Origin of the sequence: Sphingomonas sp. T1, from assembly GCF_902506585.1 — a bacterium.
Classification (GTDB): Bacteria; Pseudomonadota; Alphaproteobacteria; order Sphingomonadales; family Sphingomonadaceae; genus Sphingomonas; species Sphingomonas aerolata.
The window spans coordinates 1,739,839-1,755,242 of record NZ_LR733875.1; the positions used below are offsets into that span (position 1 = coordinate 1,739,839).

Here is a 15,404-nt window from a genome sequence, read left to right on the forward strand (position 1 = left end):
CCTTATGTTATCCCGTGTCTTCATCGATCGCCCGATCTTTGCCTGGGTGCTCGCGATCATCGTGATGCTCGGCGGCATCGGCGCGATCATGAGCCTGCCGATCGCGCAATATCCCGACGTCGCGCCGCCACAGGTAACGATCCGCGCGACCTTCCCGGGCGCCAACGCACAGACGATCCAGAACAGCGTGACGCAGGTCGTCGAACAGTCGCTGACCGGGATCGACGGGCTGATCTATTTCAGCTCGTCCTCGTCGTCGCGCGGCTCGGTGACGGTCACGGTCACGTTCGAAAAGGGCACCGATCCCGACATCGCGCAGGTCCAGGTCCAGAACCAGGTCCAGCAAACGCTCTCCCGCCTCCCCACCCAGGTGCAGCAGCAGGGCCTCGTCGTCCGCAAGTCGAACCCGGACAACCTCCTGATCGTCGGCGTCTATGACGAGACCGACAAGCTGACCAACCAGGACGTCTCGGACTATCTTGTCTCGAACCTCCAGGATCCACTCGGTCGTATTCCGGGCATCGGCGACAGCAACGTCTTCGGTGCGCAGTACGCGATGCGGATCTGGCTCGACCCGAACAAGCTGGCGAGCTTCCAGCTGATCCCGAGCGACGTGACGACCGCGATCCAGGCGCAGAATACCGAGGTCGCGGCCGGCGAGCTCGGCGGCCAGCCGCAGCCCGACACGCAGATGCTCAACGCGACCGTCACCGCGCAGTCGCGTCTCCAGACGCCCGAGCAGTTCGCCAACATCATCCTGAAGACGACCAACACCAGCGCGACGGTCAAGCTGCGCGACGTCGCGCGGATCGAACTGGGCGCCGAGAACTACAACGCGCGCAGCCGCGTCAACGCGCATCCGGGCGCGGGCATCGCGGTGCTGCTGGCCCCCGGCGCCGACGCGCTCAAGACTGCCGAGCTGGTCAAGGCCTATGTCGAGAAGTCCGCCAAGAGCTTCCCGCCCGGCCTCAAATTCGCTTACGCCAACGACACGACCAACTTCATCAAGCTGTCGATCGAGGAGGTCATCAAGACGCTGATCGAGGCGGTCATCCTCGTCGTCATCGTCATGTTCGTGTTCCTGCAGAGCTGGCGCGCGACGTTGATCCCGACGATCGCGGTGCCGGTCGTGCTGCTCGGCACGTTCGGCGTCTTCTATCTCGCGGGCTTCTCGATCAACACGCTGACGCTGTTCGGGCTCGTGCTCGCGATCGGCCTGCTCGTCGACGACGCGATCGTCGTCGTCGAGAATGTCGAGCGCCTGATGGAGGAAAATCCCGACATGTCGCCGCGCGAGGCGACGATCGAGTCGATGAACGAGATCACCGTCGCGCTGGTCGCGATCGCGCTCGTGCTGTCCGCGGTGTTCCTGCCGATGGCGTTCTTCGGCGGGTCGACCGGCGTGATCTACCGCCAGTTCTCGCTGACGATGGTGTCGGCGATGGTCCTGTCGGTGCTGGTCGCGCTGATCCTGTCGCCCGCGCTGACCGCGACGTTGCTCAAGCAGAAGAAGACGGATGCCGACGGCAATCCCGAACAGAGCTGGGGTGAGCGCAAATTCCCGAAGGTCGCGCATTTTTTCACGCGCGCGGGCGACAAGTTCAACGACACGTTCGAAAAGGGTACGAGGAAATACGTCGGCGCCGTCCAGTCGGTGGTCAATCGCAAATGGCTGTTCCTGCTGATCTATGCCGCGGTCGTCGCGCTGCTCGCAGTGATGTTCCTCCGCCTGCCCACGGGCTTCCTGCCGACCGAGGACCAGGGCACCGGCATCGTCCAGTTCCAGCTGCCCGCGGGCGCGACGCAAGGGCGCACCTTCGCGCTGCAGAAGCAGATCGAGAAATATTACTTCACGAACGAGAAGGCGAATGTGAGCACGATGTTCACCGTCAGCGGCGGCGGTGGCGGTGGTGCGAGCGGCCAGAATACCGGCCAGGGCTTCGTCTCGTTCGCGCCGTGGGAAAATCGCGAGGGCAAGGAAAACACCGCCGAGGCGATCACCGGGCGCGCGGCCCAGGCGTTCGCAGGGTTCCGCGATGCGCAGGTCTATTCGCTCGTCCCGCCGGCGATCCGCGGTCTAGGCTCGTCGAACGGCTTCACGATGCAGCTGCAGAACAGCGGCAGCCTGAGCCAGACCGAATTCAACGCCGCGCGTGACAAGCTGCTCGCGCTCGCCCGCGCCGATTCGTCGCTGACCGCGATCCGCCTGACCGAATTGCCCGACGTCGCGACGCTGCGCGTCGATGCCGACCAGCAGAAGCTCTCGACGCTCGGGCTGACCCAGGCGAACGTGAACTCGACGCTCTCGACCGCCTGGGGTGGCCAGTATGTCAACGACTTCATCGACCGCGGCCGCGTGAAGCGAGTCTATGTCCAGGGCGACGCACAGTTCCGCGCGGCACCCTCGGACCTGAGCCAGTGGTTCGTCCGCGGGTCGAACGGCCAGATGGCGCCCTTCTCCTCGTTCGCGCGAACCAGCTGGTCGCAGGCGCCGACGACGCTGTCGCGGTTCAACGGCATCTCGTCCTACGAGATCCAGGGGTCGGGCGCGGCGGGCGTCAGCTCGGGCGACGCGATGACCCGGATCGCCGAGCTTGCCGGGAAAATCCCCGGCACCTCGGTCGCCTGGTCGGGGCTCTCCTATCAGGAACGCCTGTCCTCGGGCCAGGCGCCGATCCTCTACGGTCTGTCGCTGCTCGTCGTCTTCCTGTGCCTCGCCGCGCTCTATGAAAGCTGGTCGATCCCGATCGCGGTGCTGCTCGTCATCCCCTTGGGCCTCGTCGGCGCGATCCTCGCGGTGACGCTGCGCGGGCTCATCAACGACGTGTATCTCCAGATCGGGCTGCTCACGACGATGGGGCTTGCGGCGAAGAACGCGATCCTGATGATCGAGTTCGCCGAACAGGAAGAGCGCAAGGGCAAGCGCGTCATCGAGGCCGCGCTGTCCGCCGCCAAGATCCGTCTTCGTCCGATCCTGATGACGTCGTTCGCGTTCATCCTCGGCGTGCTGCCGCTCGCGCTGTCGACCGGCGCGGGTGCGAACAGCCGCATCGCGATCGGCACCGCGGTGGTCGGCGGAATGCTGACCGCGACCCTGCTCGCGATCTTCTACATCCCGCTGTTCTTCGTGCTCGTCCGCCGCGGCGCGCGCGACGGCATCGCCAAGCTGCGTGGTCGCCCGACCGGCTTCCACGGCGGCGAGGATGACTATGACGGTCGCGATTCCGAAAAGCTCGGCCCTCCCGAACAACCAGGCCCCCACCGGCCGGAGCCCGCATGATGCGTTCGCCACTCCTGATCCTCGCCGCGTCGACCGCGCTCGCGGGCTGCTCGCTCGCCCCCAAATATGTCCGGCCCGAGCTGCCGACGCCAGTATCCTGGCCGGTCGGCGACGCCTATCTGCGTCAGTCCGAGGCGGCGCTGCCGGCCTTCACCTACCGCGACGTGTTCCGCGACCCGCGGCTCCAGCAGATCATCGTCCAGGCGCTGGCAAACAACCGCGACCTGCGCGTCGCCGCCGCGAACATCGCCGCCACCCGCGCGCAATATCGCATCCAGCGCGCCGACCTGCTCCCCCAGATCGATGCGAGCGGCCGCTACAGCTATTCGGGCGGCGGCAATGGCGCGCGCAGCACCGCGACGAGCAACACGGGCACGGGCACGGGCACGGGCGGCACAGGAACCGGGACAGGCACCGGCACGGGCGGGACCGGCACGGGGACCGGCGGGACCGGCACGGGCGGGACCGTCGTCAGCTCGTCCAGTTCGAACAGCGCCTTCTCGGTCGATCTCGGCACGACCGCGTTCGAGCTCGACCTGTTCGGCCGCATCCGCTCGCTGACCGGGGCCGCGCTCAACCGCTATTTCGAGACCGAGGCCGCCGCGCGTGCGACCCGGCTGACGCTGGTCGGCGACATTGCCGACGCGTGGCTGACCTATGCCTCGGACCAGAGCCTGCTCAAGATCGCGCAGGACACCGTTGCCAGCTCGCAGCGCAGCGTCACGCTCACGCAGGCGCGGCTCCGCGGCGGCGTCGCGCCGCGCACCGACCTGCGTCAGGCCCAGCAGATCCTGTTCACCGCGCAATCCGACCTCGCGACCCAGAAGACCGCACTCGCGCAGGATATCAACGCGCTGCAACTGCTCGTCGGCGCGCCGGTCGACGCCGCGCTGCTGCCCGCGTCGATCGAGCAGGCGCTGCCGACCGTCGCCACCCTGCCCGCCGGCCTCGACAGCGGCATCCTGCTCCGCCGCCCCGACGTCGTTCAGGCGGAATATGAGCTGCGTGCGACCAATGCCGAGATCGGCGCGGCGCGTGCCGAGCTGTTCCCGCGCGTCTCGCTCACCGGCCTGCTCGGCTTTGCCAGCAGCGCGCTGACCTCCCTGTTTTCGGGCGGCGCGTTCAACTATTCGGTCGCGCCCTCGATCAGCTACCCGATCTTCCGCGCCGGCGCGGGCGTCGCCAATGTCGAATATACCAAGGCGCAGCGCGACGCCGCGCTCGCCACCTACGAGAAATCGATCCAGACCGCGTTTCAGGAAACCGCCGACGCACTCGCGCGCCAGGGCACGATCGCCGATCAGCTCGCCGCCAACGTCAATTTCGCCGCGGCGGCGCAGGACACCTATCGCCTGTCCGACGCGCGCTATCGCGGCGGCATCGACACCTTCCTCAGCTCGCTCGACGCGCAGCGCTCGCTCTATACGGCGCAGCGCAACCTCGTCGCGATGCAGTTGGTCGGCGCGAGCAACCGCGTCACGCTCTACCGCGTGCTCGGCGGCGACTCGACGCTCGAGGCGACCGCCAACGGACCGCGGCCGGTCACCGCCACCGGCGCACCGCGCGCCGAATAGGCCGGTCGCGCCGGGCCGATCCTGTCGGCCCGGCGCGCGTCGATGATCAGCCGCCCTTCATCGGCGTGACCGCGTCGCGCCCGAACCGCATGATCAGCTCGCCGATCTCACGCGCCTGGCTCATGCTGCGCTCGCTCTGTGTCCGCAGATAGTCGCTCTGGATCTTCATCACGTCGGTCAGGTCCTTGGCGGACGCCGCCTCGCGCATCGCCGCGAACGCCTCGCGCGTATTCTGTTCGGCCTGGTCGATCATCTTTGCGCCGATCGTCGACCCGTTCTCCGCCATCTTGCGTCCCGATTCCTTCAGCGCCTCGCCCGCGCGCTTGGCGGGTTCACCGAAATGATCCGAAAACGCGGCCTGCGCGCCCTGCGCATCCGCCTGCATCCGGTCGGTCGCGGTCTTCGCCGCATCCGCGGCCTGGTCGGTCGCGGCCTTTGCCCGACCAGCACCCTTTTCGATCGCGGCTTTGACATCGTCTGACATATTTACGGTCCTCTCCATTCCGGCGTGCTTGCTGCATCGACCTTCGACGGGCCCGAAGCATAACCGGTTGTGGCCCGGTCGCAATGTCGGTCGCAATGTTAGTCGCGCACGCGAAACCGCGTCTCAATCGAAACCCGCCCTTCCCCGCCCTTGCTAAGGCCCCGGCAGTAACCGCATTCAGGTCGGTCCCCTACGCGCCCCCGCGGTCCCATAGGCCGCTTTCCCCTCGGCGCCCGGCGGCCCGACGCCCACGGGAAGGACCCCTATGACTGCCATCGGCCAGGACACCCTCAAGACCCGCACGAGCCTTTCGACCGGCGGCAAGTCCTATGACTATTACAGCCTCGCCAAGGCCTCCGAACAGCTCGGCGACATCAGTCGCCTGCCCTTCTCGATGAAGGTGCTGCTCGAGAACCTGCTGCGCTTCGAGGACGGCGTCACCGTCACGCGCGACGACATCCAGGCGATCGTCGACTGGCAGAAGGAGCGTCGCAGCGACCGCGAGATCCAGTATCGCCCGGCGCGCGTGCTGATGCAGGATTTCACCGGCGTACCGTGCGTCGTCGATCTCGCCGCGATGCGCGATGCGATGACCAAGCTCGGCGGCAACCCCGAGAAGATCAACCCGCAGGTCCCCGTCCACCTCGTCATCGATCACTCGGTGATGGTCGACGAGTTCGGCACGCCCAAGGCGTTCGAGGATAACGTCGACCTCGAATATGAGCGCAACATCGAGCGCTACGAGTTCCTCAAGTGGGGCAGCAAGGCGCTCGACAATTTCCAGGTCGTCCCCCCCGGCACCGGCATCTGCCACCAGGTGAACCTCGAATATATCGGCCAGGCCGTCTGGTCGTCGGCCTCGTCGGGTGATCACGGCGACGGCACGATGATCGCCTATCCGGACACGCTGGTCGGCACCGACAGCCACACGACGATGATCAACGGTCTCGGCGTGCTCGGCTGGGGCGTCGGCGGGATCGAGGCCGAGGCCGCGATGCTCGGCCAGCCCGTGTCGATGCTGATCCCCGAAGTCGTTGGCTTCAAGCTGCTCGGCAAGCTGAACGAGGGCATCACCGCCACCGATCTCGTGCTCACCGTCACGCAGATGCTGCGCGCCAAGGGCGTGGTCGGCCGCTTCGTCGAGTTCTTCGGCCCAGGCCTGTCGTCGATGACGCTCGCCGATCGCGCGACGATCGCCAACATGGCGCCGGAATATGGCGCGACCTGCGGCTTCTTCCCGATCGACGACAAGACGCTCGATTACATGCGCCTTACCGCGCGCTCGGACGAGAATGTCGAGCTGGTCGAGGCGTACGCCAAGGCCAACGGCTTCTGGCGCGACGAGAATGCCGAGGACCCCGTATTCACCGACACGCTCGAGCTCGACATGGGTTCGGTCGTCGCATCGCTCGCCGGTCCGAAGCGCCCGCAGGACCGCGTCAGCCTCAACAAGGTCGACGAGGTGTTCAACAGCGACCTCCACAAGCTGTACCACAAGGAGCAGCCCGAGCGCGTCGCGGTCGAGGGTCGTGAGCATGACATCGGCGACGGCGACGTCGTGATCGCCGCGATCACCAGCTGCACCAACACGTCGAACCCGTCGGTGCTCGTCGCCGCCGGCCTCGTCGCGCGCAAGGCGAACGCTCTGGGCCTCAAGTCGAAGCCCTGGGTGAAGACCTCGCTCGCGCCGGGTTCGCAGGTCGTCACCGACTATCTCGACAAGGCCGGCCTCACCGCCGACCTCAACGCGCTCGGCTTCAACCTCGTCGGCTATGGCTGCACGACCTGCATCGGCAATTCGGGCCCGCTGGCGCCGGCGATCTCGTCGGCGATAAACGAGAATGACCTCGTCGCCGCGTCGGTCCTCTCGGGCAACCGCAACTTCGAAGGTCGCGTCTCGCCCGACGTCCGCGCCAACTTCCTCGCATCGCCGCCGCTCGTCGTCGCCTATGCGATCAAGGGCACCGTCACGACCGACATGATCGAGACGCCGCTGGGTCAGGGCACCGACGGCCAGGACGTGTATCTGCGCGACATCTGGCCGACCAACGAGGAAGTCCGCAGCACGATGGACGCAAACATCGACGCGTCGATGTTCGGCGCGCGCTACGGCGACGTCTATGCGGGCGATTCGAAGTGGCGCGAGATCGACGTCACGGGTTCGGACACCTACGCCTGGCGCGCAGGGTCGACCTATGTCGCCAACCCGCCCTATTTCGAGGGCCTCAGCATGACGCCGTCGCCGGTGCAGGACATCATCGACGCCAAGCCGCTCGCGATCCTCGGCGATTCGATCACCACCGATCACATCTCGCCCGCAGGCTCGATCAAGGCGGACAGCCCCGCCGGCCGCTTCCTCCAGGAGCATCAGGTCAGCAAGGCCGACTTCAACAGCTATGGCGCACGCCGCGGCAACCATGACGTGATGATGCGCGGCACCTTCGCCAACATCCGCATCAAGAACGAGATGGTCCCCGGCGTCGAAGGTGGCATGTCCAAATATGACGGCGAGGTCATGGCGATCTACGACGCCGCGATGCGCTTCAAGCAGGACGGCACGCCGCTCGTGATCGTCGCCGGCAAGGAATATGGCACCGGTTCGTCGCGTGACTGGGCGGCCAAGGGCACCAACCTGCTCGGCGTCCGCGCGGTCATCACCGAGAGCTTCGAGCGTATCCACCGCTCGAACCTGGTCGGCATGGGCGTGCTGCCGCTGCAGTTCGCCGAAGGCACCGATCGCAAGACGCTCGGCCTCGACGGCTCGGAGACGTTCACCATCCTCGACGTGGCAAGCATCCGCCCGCGTCAGGACGTGAGCGTGAAGATGACCCGCGCCGACGGCACCAGCGAGACGTTCCAGACCAAGTGCCGGATCGATACCGTCAACGAGCTGGAATATTTCCTCAACGGCGGCATCCTGCACTACGTCCTGCGCAAGCTGGCCGCGTAAGCGACCGACGTCGTCCCGGAGCGATCCGGGGCGACGCCTGCTGCCCCCGAACTACCGTCATCCCAGCGAAAGCCGGGATATCCCCGTGAGGCTCACATCGCCCACCACGAGGGATATCCCGGCCCTCGCTGGGATGACGTGTTTTGGATGGCGAGTTTCACCAGACGGCGCGTCTCGAACGCGACCCAGGCCCGGCAGAAAAAGCGGGGCGACCATGACGGTCGCCCCGTAGTTCAGGGAGGGACCGGGAGGGGGAACAACCCGGCCACGTCGCCGTCCACAGGGGGAGAGGGAGCGGCGACCCCCACCTCATCGCGCCGATATGTTGCACCAATGTGTCGGAGCCCACGGATCGCCGCAATTCTTCCGCCGATCACCGCACCCGGGGGCCGACCGCCCCCCAACCGTCATCCTGACGAACGTCAGGACCCAGAGCCCCACGCGTCACCGCGCCGCTAGAGCGCCCGCCCCGCCACCGCGTCGAGCTTGGCCACCAGCGCCGGATCCCGCGCGCCCTGCGCCGTGATGATCGCACTGTCGAGACAGGTATCGATCGGCGACGCCGGACGCTCCGCCGGCAGGCCACGCAGCAACGCCATTACCATCGCCCGCGCTTTCGCCGCATTCGCGCCGAGCTGCGCAATTACCTCCGCGACATCGACCCCCGCCGCATCCTCGCGCCAGCAGTCATAGTCGGTCACCATCCCGACCAGCGCATAGGGCAGCTCCGCCTCACGCGCGAGTTTCGCCTCGGGCATCGCGGTCATCCCGATCACGTCGCACCCCCATTGGCGGTACAACCGGCTTTCCGCGCGCGTCGAGAATTGCGGCCCCTCCATCGCCAGATAGGTGCCGCGATCGTCGACCTGCGCGCCGGCCTGGCGCGCGGCATCGGCGGCATGGCCCGACAGCCGCGGACACACCGGGTCCGCCATCGAGACATGCGCGACCAGGCCCGTGCCGAAGAAGCTCGACACCCGCCCTTTGGTCCGGTCGATGAACTGGTCGACGATCGTGAAGCTTCCCGGCGGCCGCGCCTCGACCAGCGACCCGACCGACGACACCGCGAGCACATCGGTCACGCCCAGCCGCTTCAACGCATCGATGTTTGCGCGCGCATTGAGCTCGGACGGCGCGATTCCGTGCCCCCGCCCGTGCCGCGGCAGGAACGCCACGCCGACAGGCCCGACGCGCCCGGTATAGATCGCATCTGACGGCGCACCCCAGGGCGTCTCCACCGTCTGCCAGCGCCCGTCCTCGATCCCCTCGACCGCATACAGCCCCGAGCCGCCGATGATCCCGATCGTCCAGCCGCTCATTCGGCAAGCGCCCGCGGCCGCGCATAGGCGAAGTAGATCACCAGCCCGAGCAGGTTCCACAGCCCGAAATAGAGCTGCGTCTTCGAGGGCAGGCTGAAGAACAGGTACAGGCAGCCAAGAATGCCGACGATGCCCACCAGCGTCGCGGCCGGCGCGCGGAAGGTCCGCACCGCATCGGGCGCACGGCGACGCATCACCAGCATGCACGCGCACACCGCAACGAACGCCGCGAGCGTCCCCGCATTGGCGAGTGCGGCGATCTCGGCGAGCGGCAGCAGCCCCGCGATCACCGCGACGATCGCCGCGGTAATCCAGGTGATCCTTACCGGCGCACCGCGCTTGGAGACCTTGGCGAGGCCCAGCGGCAGCAGCCCGTCACGCGCCATCGTGAAGAAGATCCGGCTCTGCCCGAACAGGAAGGCGAGCAGCACGGTCGGCAATGCGATGACCGCCGACGCGCCCAGGAAGGTCGCGAACCCCGGCCGCCCGATCTCGCGCAGGATCAGCGCCAGCGGCTCGGCCGAGCCTGCGAACCGCGTGTAGGACAGCGCGCCTACAGCGGCGACCGCGACGAGGATATAGATCGCGATGCACGCCACCATCGACCCGAGGATGCCGATCGCAAGGTCGCGGCCCGGATTCTTCGTCTCTTCCGCCGCGGTCGAGATCGCGTCGAACCCGTAGAATGCGAAGAAGATGATCGCCGCCGCCGCCATCACGCCGCGCTCGGCGCCGTCGGGCTGGACCGCCTTGGGGAAGCCGTACGGCATGAACGGCTGCAGGTTCGCGCTGTTGAAATAATGGAGCGCGATGAACACGAACACGGTCAGCGCGATCATCTTCACCGCCACCAGCACCGCGTTCAGTGTCGCACTCTCGCGCGTCCCGAACGACAGCACGCCCGCGACGACCGCGATGATCACGATCGCCGGCACGTTCAGGACGCCGCCCAGCTCGGGGCTGAGCGTCAGCGCCTCGGGAAACCCGAACGCGCCGCGCAGCAAGGGTGCAGCATAACCCGACCAGCCGACCGCGACGGTCGACACCACCAGCGAATATTCGAGGATGAGGCTCCAGCCGATCACCCAGGCGATCAGCTCGCCGAGCACGACATAGCTGTACGTATAGGCGCTGCCCGAGGCGGGGATCATCGTCGCCATCTCGGCATAAGCGAGCGCGGCGCAGGCACAGATCCCGCCGGCGATGATGAACGACAGGATGACCGCCGGCCCCGCGAGCCCTGCCCCGACGCCGATCAGCGTCAGGATCCCCGTGCCGACGATCCCGCCCACACCCATCGCGACCAGATGCGGCCACGACAAAGTCCGCGCGAGCTGATGCTCGGGCGGCTGCTCGGTGACGATTTTTCGGCGAAACAGACTGGCCACGTAGATCCCCTTTTCCTCAAGGGGGAGTGGCACAGGACAGGATGGGCAAGCAAGGCGGCCGGTCGGCCGGCATCGCCTTGGCTCGGCCGGATCTTTGTTCTCCCGCGAAGGCGGGAGCCCAGTCTGGGTCCCCGCCTTCGCGGGGACACACTACCTCACGGCACGATTCAGACGGTAAAGCTTTCCCCGCACCCGCACGCACCCTTGGCGTTGGGGTTCTGGAACACGAACCCGGCCGTGAAGTCGTCCTCGACCCAGTCCATCGTCGAGCCGATCAGGTACAATATCGACCCGCCATCGACGAACAGCGTGCCGCCGGGCGTGTCGATCCGCTCGTCGAACGGCTTGGCCTCGCTCACATAATCGACCGAATAGGCGAGCCCCGAACAGCCGCGCTTGGGCGTCGACAGCTTGACCCCGATCGAATCGTCCGGCGCACGCGCCATCAGGTCCGCGATCCGCGCATGCGCGGTCGCGGTCAGGTTCAGCGCCGCGGGCCGTGCTCGTAATGTCGTCGCCATGATCAAAGCTCCGTTCGTGCTGAGCGTAGTCGAAGCACAGGGGGGAAGCGTCCGGCAGGTCCTTCGACTACGCTCAGGACGAACGGACGTTGGAGGCCGTAACGGGTCACAACATGCCCAGTTCGAGCTTCGCCTCGTCGGACATCTTCTGCGGATCCCATGCCGGATCCCAGACCAGGTTCACCTCGGCCACCCCGACCCCCGGCACCGCACCGACGCGCATCTCGACCTCCATCGGCATCGAGTCCGCCACCGGACAGTTCGGCGTGGTCAGCGTCATCGTGACGACCGCATGCCCGTCCTCGGTCACCTCGACGCCGTAGATCAGCCCCAGGTCATAGATGTTCACCGGGATCTCGGGGTCGTAAATGTCCTTCAGCGCGTCGATGATCGCATCATAGACCGCGCCACCCGGCTCGCCCGCCAGATCGACCTGCGGCTTCTGCGCCAGGAACCCGGCAAGATAGTCGCGCTTGCGCTCCGCATCGCCGTCGGTGTCGAGCACGACACGCGCCTTGGGCGGCGACTGCACCGCATCGACTTCCTCGATCTCGAACCGATCGCTCATCCAAATATCCTCGTTACTCGCGCGATACCGCGCACCAGCGCATCCACGTCTGCCGGACCGTTATAGACACCGAAGCTCGCCCTGGCCGTCGCCTCGACGCCCAGCATCTCCATCAGCGGCTGGGCGCAATGATGGCCAGCCCGGATCGCGACGCGCTCTTCGTCCAATATGGTGCCGATGTCGTGCGGATGAACCCCTTCGATCGTGAACGAGACGATCCCCGCCGAGTCCGCCGGCCCGTAGAGCCGCACCGAATTGATCCCCGACAGCGCCTCGCGCGTTGCGGTCACCAGCGCCGTCTCGTGCGCATGGATCGCCGCCAGCCCGATGCTCTCGACATAGTCGATCGCCGCATGCAGCCCGAGCGCACCGACGATATGCGGCGTCCCCGCCTCGAACCGTCCCGGCGCTGGCGCATAAGTCGTCTTCGCGAACGACACCTTGTCGATCATCGACCCGCCACCCTGATAGGGCGGCATCGCGTCGAGCAGCTCGGGCTTTGCCCACAGCACGCCGATCCCGGTCGGACCGTACAGCTTGTGCCCCGAGAACACGTAGAAATCGCAACCGATCGCCGTCACGTCGACCGCGATCCGCGGCACCGACTGGCAGCCGTCGAGCAGGATCTTCGCGCCGACCGAATGCGCGATCTCCGTCGCGCGCTTCGCGTCGAGCACCGAGCCGAGCACGTTCGACACATGGCCAAGCGCGACCAGCTTGTGCGCGGGCGTGATCATCCGCTCCATCGCATCGAGATCGATGCAATGGTCCGCGGTCAGCGGCAGTACGTCGATCGCGACACCGCGCGCTTCGGCGATCATCTGCCACGGCACGATGTTCGAATGATGCTCGAGCATCGACAGCAGGATGCAATCGCCCGCCTTGAGCTGGGTCCCCGCCCAGCAGGTCGCGACCAGGTTGATCGCCTCGGTCGCGCCGCGCACGAACACGATCTCGTCGGGCGATCCCGCGCCGATGAACCGCGCCACCGCCCCCCGCGCCGCTTCGTACGCGACCGTCATGTCGGCCGAGCGCTGGTACACGCCGCGGTGCACGGTGGCATAGGTCTCGCCGTACGCACGCGTGATCGCGTCGACCACAGGCTGCGGCTTCTGCGCGGTGGCGGCGGTATCGAGATACGCCCAGCCCTCGGGGATCGCCGGAAAGTCCGATACCCGGTCGAGCGGGCGCGTTTCGAGCGTCAGGGTCACAGCGCCGCCTCCAGCCACGCATCCGCGTCCGCGACGAACGCATCGCGCACCGTCTCGTCCGCGATCTGCGCGAACGCATCGCCGACGAACGCACGCGTCAGCAGCGCCTGCGCCTTGGCATGCGGGATGCCGCGGCTCTGCATGTAGAACAAAGCGCGCTGGTCGAGCTCGCCGACCGTCGCGCCGTGCGCGCACTTCACGTCGTCGGCGAAGATCTCGAGCTCGGGCTTCAGATTGACCGTCGCGGTCCGCTTGAGCAGCAACCCGCGCAGCGACTGCACGCCGTCGGTCTTCTGCGCATCGCGTGCCACCTCGACGCGCGCCGCAAGGCTCGCGGTCGACGTGTCCGCCGCGACCGCGCGCCAGATCTGCTTGCTCTGCCCGTTGAGCGCAGCATGCCGCACCGACAGCGCGCATTCCTGCCGCTGGTCGCGCCGGGTCAGCAAGGCGCCGCCATATTCAGCAAACGCATCGTCGCCCGACACGGTGATCGCGCCATCGATCCGCGTCCCCGCATCGCCCGCGCCGAGCATCGTAACGATCAGGCTCGCACCCGCACCGACATCCGCCTCGTCGCGCACCGACACGAAGCCCGCGGTCTGGAGCAACCGCACCGCACGCGTCAGCTTCGCGCCCGCGCCCAGCGTCATCCGCGTCGACCGGTTCGACCAGCCGGTCCCGACATAGGTCTCGACCACCGACGCCTGAGCGCCGCCCGCGAGCACGATCTCGGCGGGAACATGGTTCTCGCCCCCGGTCGCGATATGGACGATCTGGATCAGCTCCGCCGAAGCGTGCGCCTCGACGCGCAACGACCAGCCATGGCCGGTCGTCCGCGCGCCCAGCACATGCGTACCACCCTCAAGCGGCGCGATCGCGACATGCCGAAGATCACTGCGACCTTCATCCAGCACGCCATCGACAAACACCGCCCGCGCGCCCTCAAGCTCGAGGAACCACGAGCCCGCCAGCGCCTCACCGCGCGGCAACCCCGCCGCCGCCGCAATCGCCGCCGGATCACCCCAGCGCCACGACTCCTCGCGCGTGGAAGGAAGCTCCATAACCGCGGCCATCATACGCTCCTCGAGAAGAAGATGGGTCCACGCAGAGGCGCGGAGACGCGGAGCAGAAGGGAGGCCTTGCCCGCAAGGGCCCTAAAATCCCGGCCCGTAAAGACCCGCGGGAGCGAAGCCGAGACGACGACACCTCCGCGCCTCCGCGTCTCCGCGCGAACCAGACTTCTTCTGTCTGCGCCTGCGGCACGAAGGGAGATCATGCGGCGATCCCCACATAGCCTTCGCTCTCGAGCTGCTGCGCGAGTTCCTTGCCGCCCGAGCGGACGATGCGCCCGTCGGCGAGGACATGGACGAAGTCCGGCTCCACATAATCGAGCAACCGCTGGTAATGCGTGATCAGCAGCACCGCCTTGTCGGGCGCGCGCATGATGCGGTTGATGCCGTCGCCGACGACGCGCAGCGCATCGATGTCCAGCCCTGAATCGGTCTCGTCGAGGATCGCGAACTTCGGGTTGACGATGCCCATCTGCACCATCTCGTTGCGCTTCTTCTCGCCGCCCGAAAAGCCGACATTCACCGGCCGCTTTAGCATGTCGTAATCCATGCCGAGCAGATCCGCCTGCCCGCGCGCGAACTTCAGAAACTCGCCGCCCGACAGCGCCTTCTCGTCGCGCGTCGCGCGCTGGGCGTTGAGCGCCTCCCGCAGGAACTGGACGTTCGACACGCCGGGGATCTCAACCGGATACTGGAAGCCGAGGAACACGCCCGCCGCGGCACGCTCATGCGCCTCGAGCTCGAGCAGGTCGACGCCGTCGAACGTCACCGAGCCCGACGTGACCTCGTACCCGGGCCGCCCGCCGAGCACATAGCCCAGCGTCGACTTGCCCGCGCCGTTCGGCCCCATGATCGCGTGCACCTCGCCCGCATTCACCTCGAGCGAGAGGCCCTTGAGGATTTCCTTGCCGTCGATCTCGGCATGAAGGTTTTCAATTTTCAGCATCGTCATCTTTCTAGCCCCTCCCCTTCAGGGGAGGGGTTGGGGTGGGGAACCACACTCGCCAAGCGAGCAACGCACATGCGTCGCGACCCAACA

At 67.0% G+C, this 15,404-nt stretch carries 11 protein-coding genes; 3 read left to right on the forward strand and 8 right to left on the reverse strand.

All coding sequences use genetic code 11. The features are described from left to right. Positions 1–4 precede the first annotated feature (4 nt). Positions 5–3,280, forward strand: a complete 3,276-nt coding sequence (locus GV027_RS07870) for a multidrug efflux RND transporter permease subunit (RefSeq protein ID WP_159511524.1) — start codon at positions 5–7, stop codon at positions 3,278–3,280. Then, complete coding sequence (locus GV027_RS07875) at positions 3,280–4,854, forward strand: efflux transporter outer membrane subunit (RefSeq protein WP_443029527.1); 1,575 nt, start codon at positions 3,280–3,282, stop codon at positions 4,852–4,854. The genes GV027_RS07870 and GV027_RS07875 overlap by 1 nt, the downstream gene beginning before the upstream one ends. A gap of 46 nt (positions 4,855–4,900) precedes the next feature. Here the strand turns inward: GV027_RS07875 and GV027_RS07880 are convergent, their stop codons facing one another. Beyond that, positions 4,901–5,338: a phasin family protein gene (locus tag GV027_RS07880; RefSeq protein WP_159511526.1), complete on the reverse strand. Its 438-nt coding sequence runs from the start codon at positions 5,336–5,338 to the stop codon at positions 4,901–4,903. A gap of 265 nt (positions 5,339–5,603) precedes the next feature. Between GV027_RS07880 and acnA the strand changes: the two genes are divergently transcribed. Next, positions 5,604–8,288 (forward strand): aconitate hydratase AcnA, encoded by a 2,685-nt coding sequence (gene acnA, locus GV027_RS07885; protein ID WP_159511527.1) that lies wholly within the window; start codon positions 5,604–5,606, stop codon positions 8,286–8,288. 455 nt (positions 8,289–8,743) lie between these two features. On the opposite strand, the gene mtnP is transcribed toward acnA, so the two are convergent. From mtnP to sufC, 7 genes are all read right to left on the reverse strand, one after another. Then, entirely contained in the window at positions 8,744–9,607 is an 864-nt protein-coding gene (gene mtnP, locus GV027_RS07890; RefSeq protein ID WP_159511528.1) for an S-methyl-5'-thioadenosine phosphorylase, read from the reverse strand. Next, a complete protein-coding gene (locus GV027_RS07895) occupies positions 9,604–10,995 on the reverse strand; it encodes an amino acid permease (protein WP_107931942.1) in 1,392 nt (463 codons plus the stop codon). Before GV027_RS07895 ends, mtnP begins: the two co-directional genes overlap by 4 nt. A gap of 167 nt (positions 10,996–11,162) precedes the next feature. Next, positions 11,163–11,516 (reverse strand): HesB/IscA family protein, encoded by a 354-nt coding sequence (locus GV027_RS07900; RefSeq protein WP_159511529.1) that lies wholly within the window; start codon positions 11,514–11,516, stop codon positions 11,163–11,165. A 106-nt stretch (positions 11,517–11,622) separates the two neighbouring features. Continuing rightward, positions 11,623–12,084 (reverse strand): SUF system Fe-S cluster assembly protein, encoded by a 462-nt coding sequence (locus GV027_RS07905; RefSeq protein ID WP_159511530.1) that lies wholly within the window; start codon positions 12,082–12,084, stop codon positions 11,623–11,625. Continuing rightward, positions 12,081–13,289 carry a cysteine desulfurase gene (locus GV027_RS07910; protein WP_443029552.1) on the reverse strand — a complete coding sequence of 403 codons (1,209 nt, stop codon included), beginning with the start codon at positions 13,287–13,289 and terminating at the stop codon, positions 12,081–12,083. The genes GV027_RS07905 and GV027_RS07910 overlap by 4 nt, the downstream gene beginning before the upstream one ends. Before the next feature lie 2 nt (positions 13,290–13,291). Next, a complete protein-coding gene (locus GV027_RS07915) occupies positions 13,292–14,368 on the reverse strand; it encodes a SufD family Fe-S cluster assembly protein (RefSeq protein WP_159511532.1) in 1,077 nt (358 codons plus the stop codon). 199 nt (positions 14,369–14,567) lie between these two features. Continuing rightward, complete coding sequence (gene sufC, locus GV027_RS07920) at positions 14,568–15,311, reverse strand: Fe-S cluster assembly ATPase SufC (RefSeq protein ID WP_159512806.1); 744 nt, start codon at positions 15,309–15,311, stop codon at positions 14,568–14,570. Positions 15,312–15,404: the final 93 nt, after the last annotated feature.

What these genes read in the sequence shown, in the direction of transcription:
- GV027_RS07870 (WP_159511524.1), top strand. Translation starts at nt 5, where the DNA reads ATGTTATCCCGTGTCTTCATCGATCGCCCGATCTTTGCCTGGGTGCTC.
- GV027_RS07875 (WP_443029527.1), top strand. Translation starts at nt 3,280, where the DNA reads ATGCGTTCGCCACTCCTGATCCTCGCCGCGTCGACCGCGCTCGCGGGC.
- GV027_RS07880 (WP_159511526.1), bottom strand. Translation starts at nt 5,338, where the DNA reads ATGTCAGACGATGTCAAAGCCGCGATCGAAAAGGGTGCTGGTCGGGCA.
- acnA (WP_159511527.1), top strand. Translation starts at nt 5,604, where the DNA reads ATGACTGCCATCGGCCAGGACACCCTCAAGACCCGCACGAGCCTTTCG.
- mtnP (WP_159511528.1), bottom strand. Translation starts at nt 9,607, where the DNA reads ATGAGCGGCTGGACGATCGGGATCATCGGCGGCTCGGGGCTGTATGCG.
- GV027_RS07900 (WP_159511529.1), bottom strand. Translation starts at nt 11,516, where the DNA reads ATGGCGACGACATTACGAGCACGGCCCGCGGCGCTGAACCTGACCGCG.
- GV027_RS07905 (WP_159511530.1), bottom strand. Translation starts at nt 12,084, where the DNA reads ATGAGCGATCGGTTCGAGATCGAGGAAGTCGATGCGGTGCAGTCGCCG.
- GV027_RS07915 (WP_159511532.1), bottom strand. Translation starts at nt 14,368, where the DNA reads ATGGCCGCGGTTATGGAGCTTCCTTCCACGCGCGAGGAGTCGTGGCGC.
- sufC (WP_159512806.1), bottom strand. Translation starts at nt 15,311, where the DNA reads ATGCTGAAAATTGAAAACCTTCATGCCGAGATCGACGGCAAGGAAATC.